This is a genomic window from Streptomyces atratus, assembly GCF_900119365.1.
Lineage (GTDB): Bacteria > Actinomycetota > Actinomycetes > Streptomycetales > Streptomycetaceae > Streptomyces > Streptomyces atratus_B.
The window spans coordinates 105,984-125,788 of sequence record NZ_FPJO01000010.1; the positions used below are offsets into that span (position 1 = coordinate 105,984).

Consider the following 19,805-nt stretch of genomic DNA (forward strand, 5'->3'; position numbering starts at 1 on the left):
CCGGACGACCGTATGAAGATCACGGGCGATACGCTTCCCACTCAACTCGGCCGTGCCGTAACGGCAATGGCAGCGATACGACTCTGGGGGCGGGAAGAACCATGATGGGACCGGCACACTCTCTGTCAGGGGCGGCGGCCTGGCTGGGGGTGGGCGCGGCGGCGGCGGCCGCCGGCCACGCGATGCCGTGGCCCGTCCTCGTCGTCGGCGCGCTGATCACCGCCGGAGCCGCGCTGGCCCCGGACCTCGACCACAAGTCCGCGACCATCTCGCGTGCTTTCGGGCCGGTGTCCCGGTGGCTCTGCGAGATCGTCGACAAGCTCTCGCACGCCGTCTACAAGGCGACCAGGATGCGCGGCGACTCGCACCGCAACGGCGGCCACCGGACCCTGACGCACACCTGGCTCTGGGCCGTCCTGATCGGTGCCGGGGCCTCCGCCGCGGCGATCACCGGCGGCCGGTGGGCGGTCCTGGCGATCCTCTTCGTCCATCTGGTGCTCGCCGTCGAAGGGCTGCTGTGGCGGGCCGCCCGGATGTCCAGCGACGTCCTGGTCTGGCTGCTCGGCGCGACCAGTGCCTGGATACTGGCCGGCGTCCTGGACAAGCCGGGCAATGGCTCGGACTGGCTGTTCACCGCCCCCGGCCAGGAGTACCTCTGGCTCGGGCTGCCGATCGTGCTCGGTGCCCTCGTCCACGACATCGGTGACGCGCTGACCGTCTCCGGCTGCCCGATCCTGTGGCCCATCCCGATCGGCCGCAAGCGCTGGTACCCGATCGGCCCGCCGAAGGCCATGCGGTTCCGGGCCGGGAGCTGGGTGGAGCTGAAGGTACTGATGCCGGTGTTCATGGTGCTCGGAGGAGTGGGCGGGGCGGCCGCCCTGAACTTCATCTGACGGCGCACCGCCCTGGGCCGCCGGGCGGCCCAGGGCGGTGCGCTCAGCCGTGCCAGGACCGCCACAGCGCCGCATACGCGCCGTCCGCCGCCACCAGCTCGTCATGACCGCCCAGTTCGCTGATCCGGCCGCCCTCCACCACCGCGATCACATCCGCGTCGTGCGCGGTGTGCAGCCGGTGTGCGATCGCCACGACCGTACGGCCGTCCAGCACCCGGGCCAGGGATCGCTCCAGATGGCGGGCGGCCCGCGGGTCCAGCAGCGAGGTCGCCTCGTCCAGCACCAGGGTGTGCGGATCGGCCAGGACCAGCCGGGCCAGGGCGATCTGCTGGGCCTGGGCCGGAGTCAGCGCCAGACCGCCGGAGCCGACCTCGGTGTCCAGCCCCTCCTCCAGGTTCCTCGCCCAGCCGTCCGCGTCGACGGCCGCCAGCGATGCCCACAGCTCGGCGTCCTCGGCGCCCGTACGGGCCAGCAGGAGGTTGTCCCGCAGCGAGCCGACGAACACATGGTGCTCCTGGTTGACCAGCGCCACATGCGTACGTACGTCCTCCGCCCTCATCCGTGACAACTCGGCGCCACCGAGAGTCACTTCGCCCGACCGCGGGGCGTAGATCCCGGCCAGCAGCCGGCCCAGCGTGGACTTGCCGGCGCCGGACGGGCCGACCAGCGCGAGGCGCGTACCCGGTGCGACGTCCAACGACACCCGGTGCAGTACGTCGAGGCCGGCGCGGTACCCGAAGCGCACCTCGTCGGCCCGCACGTCCCGGCCCTCCGGGACGACCTCCGCGTCGCCCGCGTCCGGTTCGATGTCCCGTACGCCGACCAGCCGGGCCAGCGACACCTGGGCGACCTGGAGCTCGTCGTACCAGCGCAGGATCAGACCGATCGGGTCGACCATCATCTGCGCCAGCAGCGCGCCCGTCGTCAGCTGGCCCACGGTCAGCCAGCCCTCGATGACGAACCAGCCGCCGAGCATCAGCACCGCGCCCAGAATCGTCACATAAGTGACGTTGATGACCGGGAAGAGCGCGGAGCGCAGGAAGAGCGTGTAGCGCTCCCAGGCGGTCCACTGCGCGATGCGCCTGTCCGACAGCGCCACCCGGCGCGCTCCGAGACGGTGCGCCTCCACGGTCCGTCCGGCGTCCACGGTCTCCGCGAGCATCGCGGCGACCGCGGCGTATCCCGCGGCCTCCGAACGGTACGCGGACGGCGCCCGCTTGAAGTACCAGCGGCAGCCGATGATCAGCACCGGCAGCGCGATCAGCACCGAGAGCGCCAGCGGCGGAGCCGTCACGGTGAGAGCGGCGAGCAGCAGCCCCGCCCACACCACGCCGATCGCCAGCTGCGGCACGGCCTCGCGCATCGCATTGGCCAGCCGGTCGATGTCCGTGGTGATCCTGGAGAGCAGATCTCCGGTACCGGCCCGCTCCAGCACCCCCGGCGGCAGCCCGACCGACCGTACGAGGAAGTCCTCGCGCAGATCGGCCAGCATCTCCTCGCCGAGCATCGCGCTGCGCAGGCGCATCAACCGGGTGAACACGGTCTGCACGACCAGCGCGAGCGCGAACACCCCGGCGGTGCGCTCCAGATGGAGGTCCCGCACGCCCCCGGAGAGATCCTCGACCAGCCCGCCGAGCAGATACGGGCCGGTGATCGACGCGATCACCGCGACGGCGTTGAACGCGACGAGCACGGCGAACCGCCCGCGATGGCGCCGCAGCAGCTCCCGTACGTAGCTCCGTACGGTGGTGGGGGTGCCGACCGGCAGGGTCGTCGCCGACTCCGGCGCGGCCGGGTCGTACGCCGGTACTGCGACGCCGATCATGCCCGTTCCTCGACTTCCTCGATCGTTGCGGTCGCGCCCCGGGAGGCCAGGGCCGCGATCTCCTCGTCCGTCTCGCGTGTCACGACGGCCCGGTAGCGGGGTTCCGTGCGCAGCAGGTCGCGGTGCTCCCCGACCGCGACGACGGTGCCTCGGTGCACCAGCACCACCCGGTCCGCGAGGTCGAGCAGCAGCGGCGAGGAGGCGAACGCCACGGTGGTACGGCCCTGGCGCAGTGCCTTGATTCCGGCGGCGACCCGGGCCTCCGTGTGCGAGTCGACGGCGGAGGTCGGCTCGTCGAGCACCAGGGCCTCCGGGTCGGTCACCAAGGAGCGGGCCAGCGCGAGCCGCTGGCGCTGGCCGCCCGAGAGCGAGCGGCCGCGCTCGGTGATCCGGGTCGTCATGGGGTCGCCGTCCGTGGCGAGCGAGGCCTGCGCCAAGGAGTCCAGCACATCGCCGCACTGCGCGGCGGTCAGCGCCTCCTCGGCGGTCACCCGGCCGGACGACGGAACGTCCAGCAGTTCGCGCAGGGTGCCGGAGAGCAGAACGGGGTCCTTGTCCTGGACCAGCACGGCGGTCCGGGCGGAGTCCAGCGGGAGCTCGTCCAGCGGTACGCCACCGAGCAGCACGGACAGGACCTCGCGCTCCGCGGCGTCCTCGTCCGGGTCGGTGCCCGCCTGTGCGTGTCCGCCGAGCCGCTCGGCCAGCCGGCCCGCCTCGTCCGGATCACCGCAGACCACCGCGGTGAACAGGCCGGCCGGAGCCATCAGACCGGTGACCGGGTCGTACAGATCGCCGGTCGGCGCGGCGTCGAGGGTCGACGGCCGGGCCGCGCGGTGCAACGACAGCACCCGGACCGCGCGCTGGGCGGACGGCCGCGAGAAGGAGTACGCCATCGCGATCTCCTCGAAGTGGCGCAGCGGGAAGAGCAGCAGCGTCGCCGCGCTGTACACCGTGACCAGCTGGCCGACCCCGATCCGGCCGTCCCGCGCCAGCATTGCCCCGTACACGACCAGCGAGATGAGCAGCACACCCGGCAGCAGCACCTGGATCGCCGAGATCAGCGACCACATCCGCGCGCTGTGCACCGCCGCCTCGCGGACCTCCTGGGAGGCGCGCCGATAGCGGCCGAGGAACAGCTCCTCGCCGCCGATCCCGCGCAGCACCCGCAGCCCGGCCACGGTGTCCGAGGCAAGCTCCGTGGCCTTGCCCGCCTTCTCGCGCTGGAGGTCCGCGCGCCGGGTGGCCCGGGGGAGCAGCGGCAGCACGGCGAGGGCCAGCAACGGCACGGCGACCGTCACCAGGATGCCCAGCGACGGCAGGTAGAGGAGGAGCCCCGCACAGATCAGAACAAGGGCGGCGGCGGCCGCGGCGAAGCGCGAAAGGGCCTCGACGAACCATCCGATCTTTTCGACGTCACCGGTGGAAACCGCGACCACTTCGCCCGCCGCGACCCGACGGGTCAGCGCCGAGCCGAGCTCCGCGGTCTTACGGGCCAGCAGCTGCTGGACCCGGGCGGCAGCGGTGATCCAGTTGGTGATGGCCGTCCGGTGAAGCATGGTGTCGCCGAGCGCGATCAGCACGCCCAGCACCGTGATCAGCCCGCCCGACCAGGCGAGCCGGCTGCCGGAGCGGTCGACGACCGCCTGGACGGCCAGACCGATGGCGGGCGGCAGCCCGGCGATGGAGCACTGGTGCAGCAGCCCCCAGGCCATGGACTTGAGCTGGCCCCTGAGCTGATTGCGGCCGAGCCAGAGCAGGAAGCGTGGCCCTGACCGGACATCGGGATCGCCGGGATCCGGGTAGGGAAGATCGCGAATCTGCATGACGTCCCATGGTTCGGTGTGACTGGGCGTTCGGTGCCTGGATCAAGGCGAATGATCCAAACCGTGTCAGGTTCGCCCCGGGACGTCGGTTCGAGCAATTGGTTTTCTCCGGAAACGTCTGTATCGCGTTACGGCCGCGACGCGCACGGGCGGGCCGGGCACGGGCCCTGCGGGCCCGTGCCCGGCCCGGCCGGCCGCTCAGGCCTTCTCGGGGTTCTCCGAGTCCATGCCGGAGCGGGCCTTCTTCCACTCACCGCGGGTGAAGTCCGGGATCTGTTGCGGCGCGCCCTTCGCCCGGATGGACAGGTGGCTGAGCGGCACGGGGGACGTCCAGGTCGCCGCGTCGTACACGTCGAAGTCGGGGACGAGGCCGAGCCGCATGCACTGCATCAGCCGGAACACCAGCATGTAGTCCATGCCGCCGTGGCCGCCCGGCGGATTGGCGTGTTCCTTCCACAGCCAGTGGTCCCAATCCTGGTATTCGGAGAAGTCGCCCCAGTTGTCGTTGGTGTGGTCGGGCTCGATGTAGATCCGGGCGGGGTAGTCCTCGAAGACGCCCTTCGTACCGCCGAGGCTGTTGATCCGCGAGTACGGATGCGGGGTGGACACATCGTGCTCCAGCCGGATGACCCGCCCCTTGGCGGTCTGGACGAGACTGATCGTCCGGTCGGACTCGATGTAGGTCTCCTTCCAGCTCGGGTCGCCGGCCGGCATGTTCTTCTCGCGGTACTCGGCGAGCCCGAGGGACGGGGAACCGACACTGGTGATGCTCACCGCACGGTCGCCGCGGTTGATGTCCATGTAGTTGGCGACCGGACCGAACCCGTGGTTGGGGTAGAGATCGCCCCGCAGCCTGGTGTGCCAGAGCCTGCGCCAGGGGCCTTCGTAGTAGTCCGGGTCGAACATCAGGCCACGCAGATCGTGGTTGTACGCGCCCGCGCCGTGCAGCAGGTCACCGAAGAGACCGGCATGCGCCATGCGCAGCACCCGCATCTCGTTCTGCCCGTAGCAGCAGTTCTCCAGCTGCATGCAGTGGCGTCTGGTGCGCTCGGACAGATCGACCAGTTCCCAGAGCTGGTCGAGCTGGAGAGCGATCGGACACTCCACACCGACATGCTTGCCGTTCAGCATGGCGGTCTTCGCCATCTGGAAGTGGAAGTCCCACGGCGTCGCCACATAGACGAAGTCGATGTCTCCGCGCTTGCAGAGGTTCTCGTAGTCGTCCTCACCGTTGGTGTAGACGGCGGGAGCCGGCTGACCCGCAGCGGTCACCTTCGCGGCGGCCCGTTGGGCCTTCGCCTTGACCGGGTCGCAGACGGCGACGACCTGTACGCCGCTGACGGCGAGGAAGAGATCGATCATGCTGCCACCGCGGTTGCCGAGGCCGACGATGCCGACCCGGACGGTGGAGCGCCGGTCGAAGGGGACCCCCACCATGGTCCGGCCCTGGCGCTTCGGAGCCTCCGCCAGGTCCGCGGCGGCCTCCGGGCCCCGTCCGATGGCGGCGGCCGCGGTGGAGCTGCCGAGGGCGCCGAGCCCGAGCCCGGCGCCGGCCACCGAGGCGGTCGTCCAGAGCACCGAGCGGCGGCTCATGGAGCCCTCGTCGCCGCCCTGCGTACCGTCGTTCTGCTGTGCTGCGTCGTTCATCGATCCTCCGTGAAGGGGGTCTGACGTGCGCGGCTGGTGAATGAACCTCGATAAGGACCTTGGTAGTTGGGGCTGTTGTTGCGCAAGGGGAGCGATTGGACTCCCGTTCCGAAACCATGGACTTTCGTGCCTGCGTGAAAACGCCGGGCGGGCTCGAAGGTGTCGAGCCCGCCCGGCGCTACAGGGCGGCTACGGGGGCCGTCCGGCCCCCGTTATCAGCGCACCACAGCCCCTGGCCGGGTGGCCCGTTCCAGTTCCATCAGCACCGAGTGGTACGAGTGGCCCGTGGCCCGGTCCATACCGATCTCGCACATCCGGTTGGCCGAGAGATAGGCGTCGTACTCGCGCCCGTTCACCTCGGCGGCCTCCTTCGCCGTCGCCGAGGCCGTCAACTCCTTGTGCAGCATGCCCCGGTCGCCCGCGAAGGCGCAGCAGCCGGCGTCGTCGGGGATCACGACCTCCTCGGCGCAGGCCTCCGCGACCGTACGAAGCTGCTGCACATCGTCCAGATGCTGCATGGAGCACGTCGGGTGCAGGACCGCCGAACCGGTCTTCCGGAGGACCGTCAGCTTCGGAAGCAGCTCGTCGGCCGCCCAGACCAGGGAGTCGACGATGGTCAGCTCCCGGTGCAACTCCCGGTTGTCGTCGGTGAGATACGGCACCACCTCATGGGCGATGCCCAGGGTGCACGACGAGGCGTCGACGACCAGTGGGAGCTTTCCGCCGGCCGTCCAGCCCCAGGCCGCCTCCACGATGCGGTTGGCCATCACCGCGTTGCCCTCGTCGTACCCCTTGGAGTGCCAGATCGTCGCGCAGCAGGTCCCTGCGACATCGTCCGGAATCCATACCGGCTTTCCGGCGCGGGCGGAGACGGCGACGACGGCCTGCGGCAGCGACGGACCGCGATGGCCCTCGGGGCCGCCGAAGATGCGGTTCACACACGCCGGGTAGTAGACCGCACTCGCCCCGACACGGGAGGTGCGGGGCAGCTTACGGGCGGCGGCGCCAGGAATCTCCGGCAGCCACTCGGGTACCAGATCGGGGCGCACGGCCCTGCGGGCGAGAGCGGTGACGGTCTCCAGCGGTCCGTCGCCGAGCCGGTCGCCGATCCGGTCGGCCGCGGCCACCGCGAGCCGCGCCGCCGCCTCCACCGCTTTGAAGTTCTTCGCCGTGAGCGCCGCGATCCGCTCCTCGCGCGGCGAGTGCCGCCGGTGACGGAAGTCCTTCATCATGGCGCCGGTGTCGATGCCCACCGGGCAGGCGAGCTTGCATGTCGAGTCGCCGGCACAGGTGTCGACGGCGTCATAGCCGTAGGCGTCGAGCAGCTGCGTCTCCACCGGGGAGCCGCCGGGCTGCCGCATCATCTCCCGGCGCAGCACGATCCGCTGGCGCGGGGACGTGGTCAGGTCGTGGCTGGGACAGGTGGGCTCGCAGAAACCGCACTCGATGCAGGGGTCGGCGATCGCCTCGACCTCGGGAATGGTCTTCAGCCCGCGCAGATGGGCCTTCGGGTCGCGGTCGAGGACGATCCGGGGGGCCAGGACGCCGTCGGGGTCGATGATCTGCTTGGTGCGCCACATCAGCTCGGTCGCCCTGGGGCCCCATTCCAGCTCCAGGAAGGGGGCGATATTGCGGCCGGTGGCGTGCTCGGCCTTCAGGGAGCCGTCGAAACGCTCCACCGTCAGCCGGCAGAAGTCGTCCATGAACGCGGCGTAGCGGTCGACGTCGGACGGCTCGGCCGCGTCGAAGGCGAGCAGGAAGTGGAGGTTGCCGTGCGCCGCGTGGCCCGCCACGGCGGCGTCGAAGCCGTGTTCCGCCTGGAGCGAGAGCAGGGCCTCGCAGGCCTCGGCCAGCCGGGCGGGCGGCACTGCGAAGTCCTCCGTGATCAGCGTCGTACCCGAGGGGCGGGAGCCGCCGACCGCGGTGACGAATGCCTTGCGGGCCTTCCAGTAGCCGGAGATGACCTTGGTGTCACGGGTGAACCCATTGGTCACCGAGGGGACGGGCGCGACCAGGTCGAGCTCCTCGACGACGGCCGCCGCCGCCCGCTCGTACGCCTCCTGGCCGCGCTCGTCCGGGGCCCGGAACTCCACCAGCAGCGCCGCGGTCTCCTTGGGCAGCTCGGCCCAGTCCGCGGGCACGCCCTGGACACTCACCGACGCGCGCAGCGTATTGCCGTCCATCAGCTCGACGGCGATCGCCCCTGCCTCGCTGAACCGGGGCACGGCGGCCGCCGCCGCGGTCAGGGACGGGAAGAACAGCAGGGCCGTGGAGATCCGGCGGTCCAGCGGCAGCGTGTCGAAGACGACCTCGGAGATGAAGCCGAAGGTGCCCTCGGAGCCGACCATCAGACCGCGCAGGATCTGGACCGGTGTCGAGCCGTCCAGGAAGGCGTCGAGGCGGTAGCCGTTGGTGTTCTTGATCTCGTACTTGGCGCGGATCCGGGCGGTGAGCGCGGCATCCGCCTCGATCTCCGCCTTCAGGGCCAGCAGCCCCTCGCACAGCCGCGGCTCGGCGCGGGCGAGGTCCTCGTCCGCGGCCGGATCGGCCGTGTCGACGACGGTGCCGCTCGGCAGCACGAAGATGAGGGAGGAGACCGTGCGGTAGGAATTGCGGGTCGTGCCCGCCGTCATCCCCGAGGCGTTGTTGGCGACGACTCCGCCGATCGTGCAGGCGATGGCGCTGGCCGGGTCGGGGCCCAGCAGCCGGCCGTGGCGGGCGAGGGCGGCATTGGCCCGCACGACCGTCGTACCCGGCCGGATACGGGCCTGCGCGCCGTCGTCCAGGACCTCGATGCCCGCCCAGTGGTGGCGGACGTCGACCAGGATGTCCTCGCCCTGGGCCTGGCCGTTCAGACTGGTGCCGGCCGCCCGGAAGACGACCTCACGGCCCCTTCCGTGCGCGTACGACAGGACCGCCGAGATGTCGTCGATGTCCTCCGGGACCACGACGACCTGCGGGACGAAGCGGTACGGGCTGGCGTCGGAGGCGTACTTCACCAGGTCGGAGACATTCCACAGCACCTTCTCCGGACCGAGCAGGGCGATCAGATCGCCGCGCAGCGGCTCGGGCGTGCCCGGAGCCTGCCGGTCGGGGACCCGGTCCACGGACGGCGTCCGCACCGCTTCGGGGCGGAGTGCTTCCGGCTTCGGCTCCAGCAGTGGCATGTCGAGGTCTCCTCGGCGGTTCGGTTCGGTTCCACGGCGGCGGACGCGCGTCACCCGGCGGGCGCATGCGTGTCCGTGCGGTGTTCTAACAGCGGCGCTCCGGCATTCCGTTGACCAGAGCGGACAGCAGCCCGCCGAACACCGTGCGCTGATCGGCGGTCAGTGGGGCCAGGATCTCCTCTGCGGCGGCGCGGCGCGCTTCGCGCAGCGACCGGAGGGTGGCGAGGCCCTCCTCGGTGATCTCGATGCGGACCACCCGGCGGCTGTCCGGATCGGGGGCGCGACGCACCCGTCCGCTCGCCTCCAGGCCGTCGACCAGGGTGGTCACGGCGCGCGGGACGACGTCCAGGCGCTGCGCGAGATCGGCCATCCGGGGCGGGCCGTCGTAATGCGCGACGGTGCGGAGCAGCCGGAACTGCGCGGGAGTGATGCCCATCGGCTCCAGCTGGCGGCTCTGGATCCGCTGGAGCCTGCGGGTCACCCGCAGCAACTGCTCGGCGAGCACGCCGTCGGCGTCGGAGGAGTCCATGAAGGGAACAATATCAGGACTCCATTCATTGTGAGCATAGGTAACAATGAGCTAAGCTCTCAAAAGTCCGCTCGCTCGAGCCCCTGCTCGAAGCCCTGCCCGACCCCCCGCTCGAGTCGCAGCCGCCGCACGCCCGACGAAGGAGCCCATGAAACCCGACGCGATCAACTGGACACCCCCGCCGAAGGACGCGAACCGTCCGCCCGCCGAGGTGCGCCGCATCCTGCGCCTCTTCCGTCCCTACCGAGGCCGGCTCGCGCTGGTCGGGCTGCTCGTCGGCGCCTCGTCGCTGGTGTCGGTCGCCTCGCCCTTCCTGCTGCGCGAGATCCTGGACACCGCCATCCCCCAGGGGCGTACGGGGCTGTTGTCGCTGCTCGCCCTCGGCATGATCCTCACCGCCGTGATGAACAGCGTCTTCGGTGTCCTGCAGACCCTGATCTCCACCACGGTCGGCCAGCGGGTCATGCACGACCTGCGCACCGCCGTCTACGCCCAGCTGCAGCGGATGCCGCTCGCCTTCTTCACCCGGACCCGCACCGGCGAGGTCCAGTCCCGCATCGCCAACGACATTGGCGGCATGCAGGCGACCGTCACCTCCACCGCGACGTCGCTGGTCTCCAATCTCACCGCGGTCATCGCCACGGTCGTCGCCATGCTGGCGCTCGACTGGCGGCTCACCCTGGTCTCGCTCCTGCTGCTGCCGGTCTTCGTCTGGATCAGCCGCAGGGTCGGCCGCGAGCGCAAGAAGATCACCACCCGGCGCCAGAAGCAGATGGCCGCCATGGCGGCCACGGTCACCGAGTCGCTCTCCGTCAGCGGCATCCTGCTCGGCCGGACGATGGGCCGTGCGGACTCCCTCACCAAGGGCTTCGCCGAGGAGTCCGAGAAGCTCGTCGACCTCGAAGTGCGTTCCAGCATGGCCGGGCGGTGGCGGATGTCCACGATCGGCATCGTCATGGCCGCCATGCCCGCCGTCATCTACTGGGCGGCCGGCCTCGCCCTGCAGTCCGGCGGACCCGCCGTCTCCATCGGCACCCTCGTCGCCTTCGTCTCGCTCCAGCAGGGCCTCTTCCGGCCCGCCGTGAGCCTGCTCTCCACCGGGGTGGACATGCAGACGTCCCTCGCGCTCTTCCAGCGGATCTTCGAGTACCTCGACCTCGACGTGGACATCACCGAGCCCGAGAACCCGGTCCGGCTGGAGACGATCCGCGGCGAGATCCGCTTCGAGGACGTCGACTTCAGCTACGACGAGAAGAGTGGTCCGACCCTCAGCGGCATCGATGTGACCGTCCCGGCCGGCGGCAGCCTGGCGGTCGTCGGGCCGACCGGATCCGGCAAGTCCACGCTCAGCCATCTGGTGCCCCGGCTCTACGACGTCACCGGCGGCCGGGTCACGCTCGACGGAGTCGACGTACGCGATCTGGATTTCGACACCCTGGCGAGAGCCGTGGGCGTGGTCTCCCAGGAGACCTACCTCTTCCACGCCTCGGTCGCCGACAACCTGCGCTTCGCCAAGCCGGACGCGACCGACGCCGAGATCGAGGCGGCGGCCCGCGCGGCACAGATCCACGACCACATCGCCTCACTGCCCGACGGCTACGACACCCTCGTCGGCGAGCGCGGCTACCGCTTCTCCGGCGGCGAGAAGCAGCGCCTCGCGATCGCCCGCACGATTCTGCGCGACCCGCCCGTCCTGGTGCTCGACGAGGCGACGAGCGCCCTCGACACCCGTACGGAATTCGCCGTGCAGGAAGCGATCGACGCGCTCTCCGAGGGGCGTACGACCATCACCATCGCGCACCGGCTCTCCACCGTCCGCGACGCCGACCAGATCGTCGTCCTGGACGGCGGCCGGACCGCCGAGCGCGGCAGCCACGAGGAACTGCTCCGACGAGACGGCCGCTATGCCGCGCTGGTCCGACGCGACACCCAACTGGCCCCCGCGACAAGCTGATCGACGAGACCGGGCGGACCGTCGGGCCGCACACGCGGCGACGCCGCCGCTCCCGTGGGACGGGGAGCGACGGCGCCGGGCGGAGCGATGGTCAGATGAGCCAACCCACGAAGTGGACGATGCCGGCGAGCAGGTTGGTGATGACGTTCATTCGGTGTTTCTCCTTGTACGTGGTGCATATGTGGGACAGCGCAGTCGCGGTCTGCAGCCCGTCGCTTGCGCCCTGTAATCATCCTGCGCCGCAGGGGAGTTGAGCAACGAATTGCGGAACGATCACGCGTTCCAGCGAACATCCGATCCCTTGTTCGTGTGTTCCATTCCGGGAATGCCGGGCCCGTGTCGTCCGGGCCTCGCGGTCGAGCCCGGGACCACCGAGAAGGCCGCCGGTACGGCGGACCTGCCGCTCCCGGCCGCGGCGAAGGGCAATCCCGAGGGCTACCTCTTCCCGGCGACGTACCCCGTCACCTCTGGCACGACCCCGCAGAGCCTGCTCAGGTACATGGTCGACACCGCGGTTCGGCGATTCGGCGCGGGCCACATCACCGAGGGCGCACGGCGCAACGGCGTCCCGGTGTACCGGACGGTGACGATCGCGAGCATCGTGCAGGCGGAGGCGGACAGCGTGGCCGACATGGGCAAGGTCGCCAGAGTCGTCTACAACCGGCTGGACCGGAGCATGCCGCTCCAGATGGACTCCACGCTCAACTACGCGCTGAACCGCAGCACCCTGCACACCACCGAGGGCGACACGAAGATCGACAGCCCGTACAACAGCTATGAGCGCAAGGGGCTGCCGCCCACCCCCCATCGGGAACCCGGGGGAGCAGGCGATGACGGCGGCGATCAACCCCACTCCCGGAGCGTGGCTGTACTTCGTCACGGTCGGGCCGGGGGACACCCGTTTCACCGGCAGCTACACGGAACACCAGAAGAACGTGGCGGAGTTCAACCGCAACCACCGCGGCGCGTCCGCCGGCTGAGCACCCGCGCCGTCACACCACGGCGGGGGCGAGTGCCGCATCGGCCTCCGCCACCGCGTCCTGCCCGTCCAGCAGCCGGCCGATCGCGCGCACCGCAGCCCGCCCCGCCCGGTTGGCGCCGATCGTGCTGGCGGACGGCCCGTACCCGACGAGATGGATGCGCGCGTCCCGTACCGCCCGAGTGCCCTCGACCCGGATGCCGCCGCCCGGCTCGCGCAGCTTCAGGGGTGCGAGGTGATCGATGGCGGCCCGGAATCCGGTGGCCCAGAGGATGACGTCCGCCTCGACCGTCCGGCCGTCGTCCCAGGCGACCCCGTCGGGCGTGATCCGGTCGAACATCGGCAGCCGGTCCAGCACCCCCGTCTCGCGGGCACGCCGCACCGCGTCCGTGAGCGGCAGCCCGGTCACGCTCACCACACTCTCCGGGGGCAGCCCGCGCCGCACCCGCTCCTCCACCAGTGCCACCGCGGCCCGTCCCCGGTCCGCGTCGAAGGGGCCGTCCCGGAAGACCGGTGGCCGTCGCGTCACCCAGTACGTCTCGGCCGCCACCTCGGCGATCTCCATCAGATGCTGCGTACCGGAGGCGCCGCCGCCGACCACCACCACGCGCTGTCCGGTGAATTCGGCCGGACCCGGGTAATTCGCGGTGTGCAGTTGCCGCCCCCGGAAGCTCTCCTGCCCCGGGTAGCGCGGCCAGAACGGCCGGTCCCAGGTGCCGGTGGCGTTGATCAGGGCACGGGTGGCGTACGTACCCTCGGAGGTCTCGACGAGCAGCCGCCCGTCGGCACCCTCACGTACCGTGCTCACCTCGACGGGGCGGTGGACCCGCAGGTCGAAGGCACGCTCGTACGCGGTGAAGTACTCACCGATCACCTCGGAGGAGGGCCGGTCGTCGTCCGCGCCGGTGAGCTCCATGCCGGGCAGGGCGTGCATGCCGTGGACCTTGCCGTACGTCAGCGAGGGCCAGCGGAACTGCCAGGCGCCGCCGGGGTGCGGGGCATGGTCCAGCACGACGAAGTCGCGATCGGGCTCCAGGCCGGTGCGGCGCAGATGGTAGGCGCCGGACAGTCCGGCCTGTCCGGCGCCTACCACGACAACATCGATCTCGCGTACTGCGGCCACCCCAAAGTTGTTCACGTTTCTACCAACTGTGACGGGGGCGAGGATCTTCCCCGACCGATTGCGGCTCCTCCCCACCGGCCCGCGGCGGGCCGGTGCGAAGACCCACCGGCCCGCTGTGCTCCACCCCCAGCGCGTGGTACTTCTCGATCCGGTCGGACCGGACACGCGGGCGCGGTTCGAGCACTGCCTGTCCGAGAGCACGCAACAGGACCTGCCCCTCCCCTCAGGGCCTACCTCGACGTGCTCTTCCTCCATCCGTTCGAGGACGTCGCGTATGCCACTCGGTACCTCACTCGGCCTCGGGGAGCTTCCTGTTCTCTCCCGTTCTGCGGCGGCTCGGGCGCCGTCATGATCTCAACCCGAGGAAACCGCCCCGCGACCGAGGAGATTGCGTGCCGTGAATCCGAGCAGCCTGCGCGCGGCCGAGGTGTCGACCGGCGCCGCGCGACCCGGCAGCGGGCGCCGCAGCACGGTGGTGGGGTGGTAGCGGCGCAGAAGTTCCTCCGTCGGGTACGGCACGATGATCTCGGGGGCGCAGAGGTGTACCGCGTGCGCCGCACGGCCGGGTACGTCCAAGGCCAGCAGCGCGGCCCTCGCCGCGTCATGGACCTCGAGGTACGTCCACAGGTCCCTTGCCCCCGCGGCCGGGTCGGCCGTGAGCCGGGCGGCGTGCGCGTGCAGCCGTTCCTCGAATCCGCCCACGTACGGATAGCGCAGGCACACCACGCTCATCCCGTGCCGCCGCGCCATCATCTGCGCTGTCAGCTCGTCGACCTGTTTGGACAGGCCGTAGGGGTCGGCCACCTGGGAGGCCATCGACTCATCGACCGGTGCATACGGTGGATGCGGATCCTCGGCGTCTGTCCAGGGCAGGCCCGTGACTCCCCAGGAGCTCGCCACCGCCGCATGCCGGATCCCGGCCCGGCCGGCCTCCTCCAGGACGGTGAAGGTCGAGAGGCTGTTGCCCGCGAAGACCTCGAATGCGGTGTTGCGCGCGGGAGTCGGGATCGCCGCCAGGTGGATGACCGCGTCGGCGCCCTCCAGAGCCGCCCGCACGGTCTTCGCATCGGCGGCGTCACCGGTCACGACCAGGCGCGCCGCGAGGTCACCGGGATCATCGAGGACCAAGGCGTTCGCCTCGATCCCGCGCTCGGCGAGCAGCGCGAGGACCGCTCGCCCGATCCGCCCGGCGGCCCCGGTGACCATCGCTCTTCCGACCATCCAGTCACTCTCCTGCGTCGTGCTTCTACTCGTAGGCGCGCACGGCGACGACGTGCGCCGACGCCGCCCCGTTGGTGGCTTCGACGACGACCCGGATCGCCGATGTGGTGACCGGCTCCGCCGGCGTGTGCGTCTCGCGTCGCCGCCGATTCTGCGCCGTACGGGCGATGACGCGCCAGGTGCCGTCAGTATCCAGTGCCTCGACGCGGTAGTCGCGAAGGAGGGTGGGGAGGGTGTCGAAGGGCGTGCGGTGGTGGTGGAGGTTGATCAGGTCCTCGTTGACGTCGTCGTCGGCGATGACCTCGATCCGGCCCAGAGCGACGGGTTCGGGCCAGGCCAACTCGAGCCAGGGGGAAGGGGCGTCCGCCAGTGGTGCGGAGACCCACATGTGCGGTCCCGCGTACGGGCGGGCATAGCCGTCGGTGGCCTTGGCGGGGGAGTAGGCCGCGGTCTCTCCCGTGCGGAAGCAGAATGTGCGGCGCAGCAGGCCCGTGTCCGTCCACTCGCGCAGCAGCTGCGGCGATTCGTCCGACGGGCGCAGCGGGACGCGCGTGAAGGACAGGACGCCGGGGGTCGGGCGGTCGGAGCGGTGCAGGGCGAGGGCGTCGTTGGCGCGCACGACCAGGAAGGCGTTGCGCGGGGTTTCGGGAGACCAGTCCAGGCCCGTTCTGAGCCATTGCCGGGCACCGGCGGCGACGGGCAGGGTGATGGAGGTGACGAGGCGGCGCGGGACGTAGTTCTGGCCGAGTTCGGGGTCGTACAGATCGATCACGATCTCGGTGTCGCGGTCGGCGTCGACGAGCAATTCCACCCCGGAGAGGCCCGGGTCCGCGGGGAGGACGAGTCCGGCGTCCGCCGCGAGCGGCCATGGCTCGTCGGAGTCCTCGACTGCCAGGCTGCTCAAGGTGGACGATGCCGTGGCCGTCGCCCGCAGGGCCAGGTCCTCCGGGTCCGTCGAGGCGAGGCCGATGAGCGAGGCATCCTGGCACAGCAGCGCCCGGTGCAGCTCGGGTACGGGGAGTTCGCGCGGGGTGACATCCCCGGTGGCGCAGAGCGCCGCCGCCGTGCCGGCCGCCTGGCCGATCGTGGCGCAGGTCGCCATGACGCGGGTCGAGCCGAAGGCGACATGGCTGGCGGAGATGTTGCGCCCGGCGAAGAGCAGGTTCTCGGTGTTCACCGAGTAGATGCTGCGGTACGGAATGTGGTAAATGCCGTCCGCGTAGAGCTGTCTGGCACCTGCCTCGGTGGCGTACATGCCCTGCGGCGGATGCAGGTCGATCGACCAGCCGCCGAAAGCGACCCGGTCGGCGAACTCGGTCTGGCCGAGGATGTCGCCCTGGTGCAGGACGTAGTCGCCGAGGAAGCGCCGGTACTCCCGTTTGCCGGGGACCGAGCCCACCCACTCCAGGGTCATGTTCGCCGCGTCGAACTCGCCGGAGTTCTTGATGTGGTCCCAGATGCCGTGGATCACCGACCACAGCTCGTCGCGGATGCGTTCGTTGTCGTGGACGGTGTCGAGTTCGCCGCCGAACTCGATCCACCAGTAGGCGCAGCCGTTGTCGCCCGCCTTGATGATGCGGCGCTGCGGGATGGAGGTCCGGGTGATGTCCTTGGCGAAGTTCGGCGGCACGAACTTGACCGGGTGACCGGCATCCTTCGTATAGAAGAGGAGAGTGGAGCCCAGGGTGATGTCGTCGGCCGTCTCCGGAGCCCATGCCTCGTCGTACTCGGTGCGCGATTCCCGGCCGATGCGGTGATGGGCGCCCGCCAGGTGGCCGATCAGGCCGTCTCCCGTGCAGTCGAGGAAGAGCGAGCTCTCGAAACGTATCCGCCGCTCCGAGCCCATCATCCAGCCGGTGACCGAGGTGATCCGCCGGGCCTCGTCCGGACCTTCGGCGTCGACCTCGCGCACGTCGGTGTTGAGGTAGAGCGTGATGCCGGGCTCGGCGCGTACAGCGTCCAGGACCACGGCATCCCAGTAGTAGGGGTTCCCGTCCGGGTTGCGGAACTGGTTCTCCACGAGCAACTCGCCCATGATGCCGCCCTCACGGGCATGGTGATTCTTGCCGTGGCCGGTCGCGCCGCACACCCAGACCCTGACCTCGCTGCTCGCGTTGCCGCCGAGCACCGGCCTGTTGTTGATCAGCGCGACGCTCCGGCCGAGCCGGGCCGCGGCGATCGCCGCGCAGACCCCGGCCAGGCCGCCGCCGACGACGGTGATGTCGTGCCGTGCGGTTTCATTCCTCATGTCGTACGTCACTTACTTCCAGTCGGGATTGGCGGCGAGACCGTAGTAGATGCGCGGGGCACCGTCGAGGGTGAGGGTGACCTTGCCGCCGGAGGCTTTCAGGGTGCGCTCCTGGCCGATGCAGTTCAGCTCCCGCACCGTGCCCTTGACCGTCCCCGAGTGGGCGACGACCGCGGTCCTGGTGGTCCAGGTGTCGACCCAGGGCTCCGGCGACGCGTACCAGGGATCTTCTCCGTGCTCGGTGTTGAGGATGTACCCGTCCTTGCGGCTCCAGATGATCGACACCGGTCCGCCGGGAGTGGTGAAGAGGAGCCCCTTGATGTCCTGGTCCGCGAAGGCGAGATGCCGGACGAACTCGGCCTCGTCCAGCACCCGGGCGGCGGTCGCGAAGGCGAGGAGCGAGGGCTTGGCGCTGGTGTCGCGGTTCATCAGGCCGTAGTGGTACTCGGGGTTGGCCGGGTCGGCCTCCTGCGGGTGGTGGATCGTCGAGTCGTGCAGCTGGTACCAGTTGACGGCGCGCACCTTCTCGGACTTGGCGAGAGCGAGCGTGAGCAGCGTGTTCTCGGCGGCGTGCCGGTAGGTGTCGCTCCACCACGCGTTGGGCCGGGTCGGTGCGTACGCCTCGGTGAGCCACAGCTCCTTGTCGCCGCCGTACTCGTCCAGGACCTGGTTCGCCTTGCGCAGTGCGCCGAGGAAGTTCCAGTACGAGCCGGACGAACCCTGCGTCCACTCCTCGGGCGGCGGCGCGAAGTCGGGCGTGAAGTTGCCGCGACCGGGGTGGAAGGCGAAGGCGTCGATGAGGTCCCAGCCGCCCGCGTCATGGAAGTTCTTGGTCCATACGTAGTCCATGCCGCCGAGGCCGGCGTTCATGACCTTCATCCGCGAGCCCGCCGCGTCGAGGCGCGTGGTGACCTGGCGCAGGCCGTCCCGGACGTAGGCGTCGGCGCCGCGGCCCGACATCCAGGGCTGGTTGACCTCGTTGCTCACCTCGAAGTACGCGGCCTCGGCGTCCAGGGCCTTGGCGACATTCGTGTCGGCCCAGGCCGCGATCTGCTCCGGACTTCCGCCCACGGGGATGCCGCTCAGCTCCACGTTGTGCCCGATGCCGTTCGCGTCCAGAGTCGCGATGTCGATGCCCGGGGCACCCGCGTAGGCGATGCGGATCCACTTGATGCCCAGCGTCTTGACCAGCCCGAGTACGTCGTCCTTGCCGGGCTTGAGCAACCAGGGGTAGTTGGCGAGGCCGAACATCGACTCCTTGCCCGCCTTGTACGCGAACTCCGGGAGCACGCTCAGATTCGTGCGGGCCAGCGCCCTGTCACTGCCGCTGACCGCCTCCACCTCGGTGAACACGATGTTCTGCGAGGGCGAGGTCAGGGGAAAGGAGGCGTTCCAGGCGGCGCCCGCCGCGAGGCTCTTGCAGAGCGTTCCACCGGCGATCTTCTTGCCGCCGAAGTCCCGCGCCCACCACGTCAGGGTCACCTTCCTGGCCGCGGCGGAGCCGTTGACGACCTGCGCCTTGAGCGTCATCGTCTGCCCGGCCGCCTTGTAGAGGTTGAACGGCTGGTCGGTCCACACCTCCACGCCGAGGGGCCTCTTGGCAGCGATCGCTCCCGCCCCGCGCGGCCGCAGATCGCCGAGGACCAGATCGGCCTCGGTGACCGCGGTGCTCGCGCCGGTCGAGGTACCGGGGGAATGGATCCATGTGGCGTTCGTGCTCGCGGGGTTGGTCGACGAGAGGCAGAAGAAGCCCTTCGACCCCGCCCACGTCTCCACGTACGCGCCGCCCGCGTTCACCTCGTACGGAATGCCGCCTCGGGCGTCCCGCTCCCAGACGGTCAGCGCTTCGTACGACTCCGCCGCGCTCGCTTCGTACACCGTGCGGGAGAACATGAAGCCGGCCGGGGTGAGCGTGCTGGAGCCGCCGACCTCCCACTTCATGTGTGCCTTGCGAGGGGTGACGTCGAAGGTGCCGCGCACCGTGACTCCGGACGTGCCGCTCGCCATCGTGTACGTGACCTGAATCGCGGGCCGCCCGTCGGGGAGCGTGATCCGGGCGGGCGTACCGCCGAAGGTGCGCTGCTGGCCGAGCGCGGTGTCCTTGATCATGAAGTGGCTGAGCAGGATGCGGTCGGCGCCCGCACCGTCCTGCACGAGGACGCTGCCGTCGCTGCGGCCGACCAGGGTGATGCCGTCGGCCTCGATGGTGACCGGATCCGCGGCGTACGCGGGAACGGTCGGCAGCAGCGCGGCGCCGGTGGCGACAGCCGTGCCCTGGATGAATCTGCGGCGGGCGACTGACATGGAGGTGCCCTTCTCTTGGTCGGGGTGTTCCGGATGCTCCGAATGTTCCGGAGCGGAAGGTGTGGTGAGAGATTGAGGGTTCGGCCGCTGGC

General features: G+C 70.5%; 11 protein-coding genes and 1 pseudogene. 3 read left to right on the forward strand and 9 right to left on the reverse strand.

All coding sequences use genetic code 11. The features are described from left to right. The first annotated feature begins 101 nt into the window (after positions 1–101). Positions 102–893 (forward strand): metal-dependent hydrolase, encoded by a 792-nt coding sequence (locus BT364_RS18890; RefSeq protein ID WP_072486349.1) that lies wholly within the window; start codon positions 102–104, stop codon positions 891–893. Positions 894–936: 43 nt separating this feature from the next. Here the strand turns inward: BT364_RS18890 and BT364_RS18895 are convergent, their stop codons facing one another. From BT364_RS18895 to BT364_RS18915, 5 genes are all read right to left on the reverse strand, one after another. After that, positions 937–2,718 (reverse strand): ABC transporter ATP-binding protein, encoded by a 1,782-nt coding sequence (locus BT364_RS18895; protein WP_072486350.1) that lies wholly within the window; start codon positions 2,716–2,718, stop codon positions 937–939. Further along, on the reverse strand, positions 2,715–4,541 hold the full coding sequence (locus BT364_RS18900; RefSeq protein ID WP_072486351.1) for an ABC transporter transmembrane domain-containing protein: 1,827 nt from the start codon (positions 4,539–4,541) through the stop codon (positions 2,715–2,717). The genes BT364_RS18895 and BT364_RS18900 overlap by 4 nt, the downstream gene beginning before the upstream one ends. A gap of 198 nt (positions 4,542–4,739) precedes the next feature. Continuing rightward, complete coding sequence (locus BT364_RS18905) at positions 4,740–6,188, reverse strand: Gfo/Idh/MocA family protein (RefSeq protein WP_079179529.1); 1,449 nt, start codon at positions 6,186–6,188, stop codon at positions 4,740–4,742. Between the two features lie 215 nt (positions 6,189–6,403). Next, the gene (locus BT364_RS18910; protein ID WP_072486353.1) at positions 6,404–9,355 is read right to left on the reverse strand and encodes an FAD-binding and (Fe-S)-binding domain-containing protein; all 2,952 of its coding nucleotides are present in this window, start codon (positions 9,353–9,355) and stop codon (positions 6,404–6,406) included. An 85-nt stretch (positions 9,356–9,440) separates the two neighbouring features. Further along, the gene (locus tag BT364_RS18915; protein WP_072486354.1) at positions 9,441–9,884 is read right to left on the reverse strand and encodes a MarR family winged helix-turn-helix transcriptional regulator; all 444 of its coding nucleotides are present in this window, start codon (positions 9,882–9,884) and stop codon (positions 9,441–9,443) included. Positions 9,885–10,032: 148 nt separating this feature from the next. Between BT364_RS18915 and BT364_RS18920 the strand changes: the two genes are divergently transcribed. After that, a complete protein-coding gene (locus tag BT364_RS18920) occupies positions 10,033–11,838 on the forward strand; it encodes an ABC transporter ATP-binding protein (protein WP_072486355.1) in 1,806 nt (601 codons plus the stop codon). Between the two features lie 349 nt (positions 11,839–12,187). Then, a pseudogene (gene mltG / locus BT364_RS18925) lies at positions 12,188–12,818 on the forward strand (endolytic transglycosylase MltG); the annotation flags it as partial. A 12-nt stretch (positions 12,819–12,830) separates the two neighbouring features. Here mltG and BT364_RS18930 read toward each other — a convergent pair. The 4 genes from BT364_RS18930 to BT364_RS18945 all read right to left on the reverse strand — a co-directional run bounded on the left by BT364_RS18930 (position 12,831) and on the right by BT364_RS18945 (position 19,713). Then, complete coding sequence (locus BT364_RS18930; RefSeq protein ID WP_256260059.1) at positions 12,831–13,940, reverse strand: NAD(P)-binding domain-containing protein; 1,110 nt, start codon at positions 13,938–13,940, stop codon at positions 12,831–12,833. 354 nt (positions 13,941–14,294) lie between these two features. Continuing rightward, the gene (locus BT364_RS18935) at positions 14,295–15,161 is read right to left on the reverse strand and encodes an NAD-dependent epimerase/dehydratase family protein (RefSeq protein WP_256260060.1); all 867 of its coding nucleotides are present in this window, start codon (positions 15,159–15,161) and stop codon (positions 14,295–14,297) included. Positions 15,162–15,186: 25 nt separating this feature from the next. After that, positions 15,187–17,409, reverse strand: coding sequence for an FAD-dependent oxidoreductase (locus BT364_RS18940; protein WP_072486484.1), 2,223 nt, complete (start codon positions 17,407–17,409; stop codon positions 15,187–15,189). Positions 17,410–17,421: 12 nt separating this feature from the next. Further along, positions 17,422–19,713, reverse strand: coding sequence for a hypothetical protein (locus BT364_RS18945; RefSeq protein WP_072486357.1), 2,292 nt, complete (start codon positions 19,711–19,713; stop codon positions 17,422–17,424). Positions 19,714–19,805: the final 92 nt, after the last annotated feature.

Coding starts and splice junctions, on each gene's coding strand:
- BT364_RS18940 (WP_072486484.1), bottom strand. CDS start 17,409: ATGAGGAATGAAACCGCACGGCACGACATCACCGTCGTCGGCGGCGGC.
- BT364_RS18905 (WP_079179529.1), bottom strand. CDS start 6,188: ATGAACGACGCAGCACAGCAGAACGACGGTACGCAGGGCGGCGACGAG.
- BT364_RS18935 (WP_256260060.1), bottom strand. CDS start 15,161: ATGGTCGGAAGAGCGATGGTCACCGGGGCCGCCGGGCGGATCGGGCGA.
- BT364_RS18910 (WP_072486353.1), bottom strand. CDS start 9,355: ATGCCACTGCTGGAGCCGAAGCCGGAAGCACTCCGCCCCGAAGCGGTG.
- BT364_RS18915 (WP_072486354.1), bottom strand. CDS start 9,884: ATGGACTCCTCCGACGCCGACGGCGTGCTCGCCGAGCAGTTGCTGCGG.
- BT364_RS18900 (WP_072486351.1), bottom strand. CDS start 4,541: ATGCAGATTCGCGATCTTCCCTACCCGGATCCCGGCGATCCCGATGTC.
- BT364_RS18920 (WP_072486355.1), top strand. CDS start 10,033: ATGAAACCCGACGCGATCAACTGGACACCCCCGCCGAAGGACGCGAAC.
- BT364_RS18895 (WP_072486350.1), bottom strand. CDS start 2,718: ATGATCGGCGTCGCAGTACCGGCGTACGACCCGGCCGCGCCGGAGTCG.
- BT364_RS18945 (WP_072486357.1), bottom strand. CDS start 19,713: ATGTCAGTCGCCCGCCGCAGATTCATCCAGGGCACGGCTGTCGCCACC.
- BT364_RS18890 (WP_072486349.1), top strand. CDS start 102: ATGATGGGACCGGCACACTCTCTGTCAGGGGCGGCGGCCTGGCTGGGG.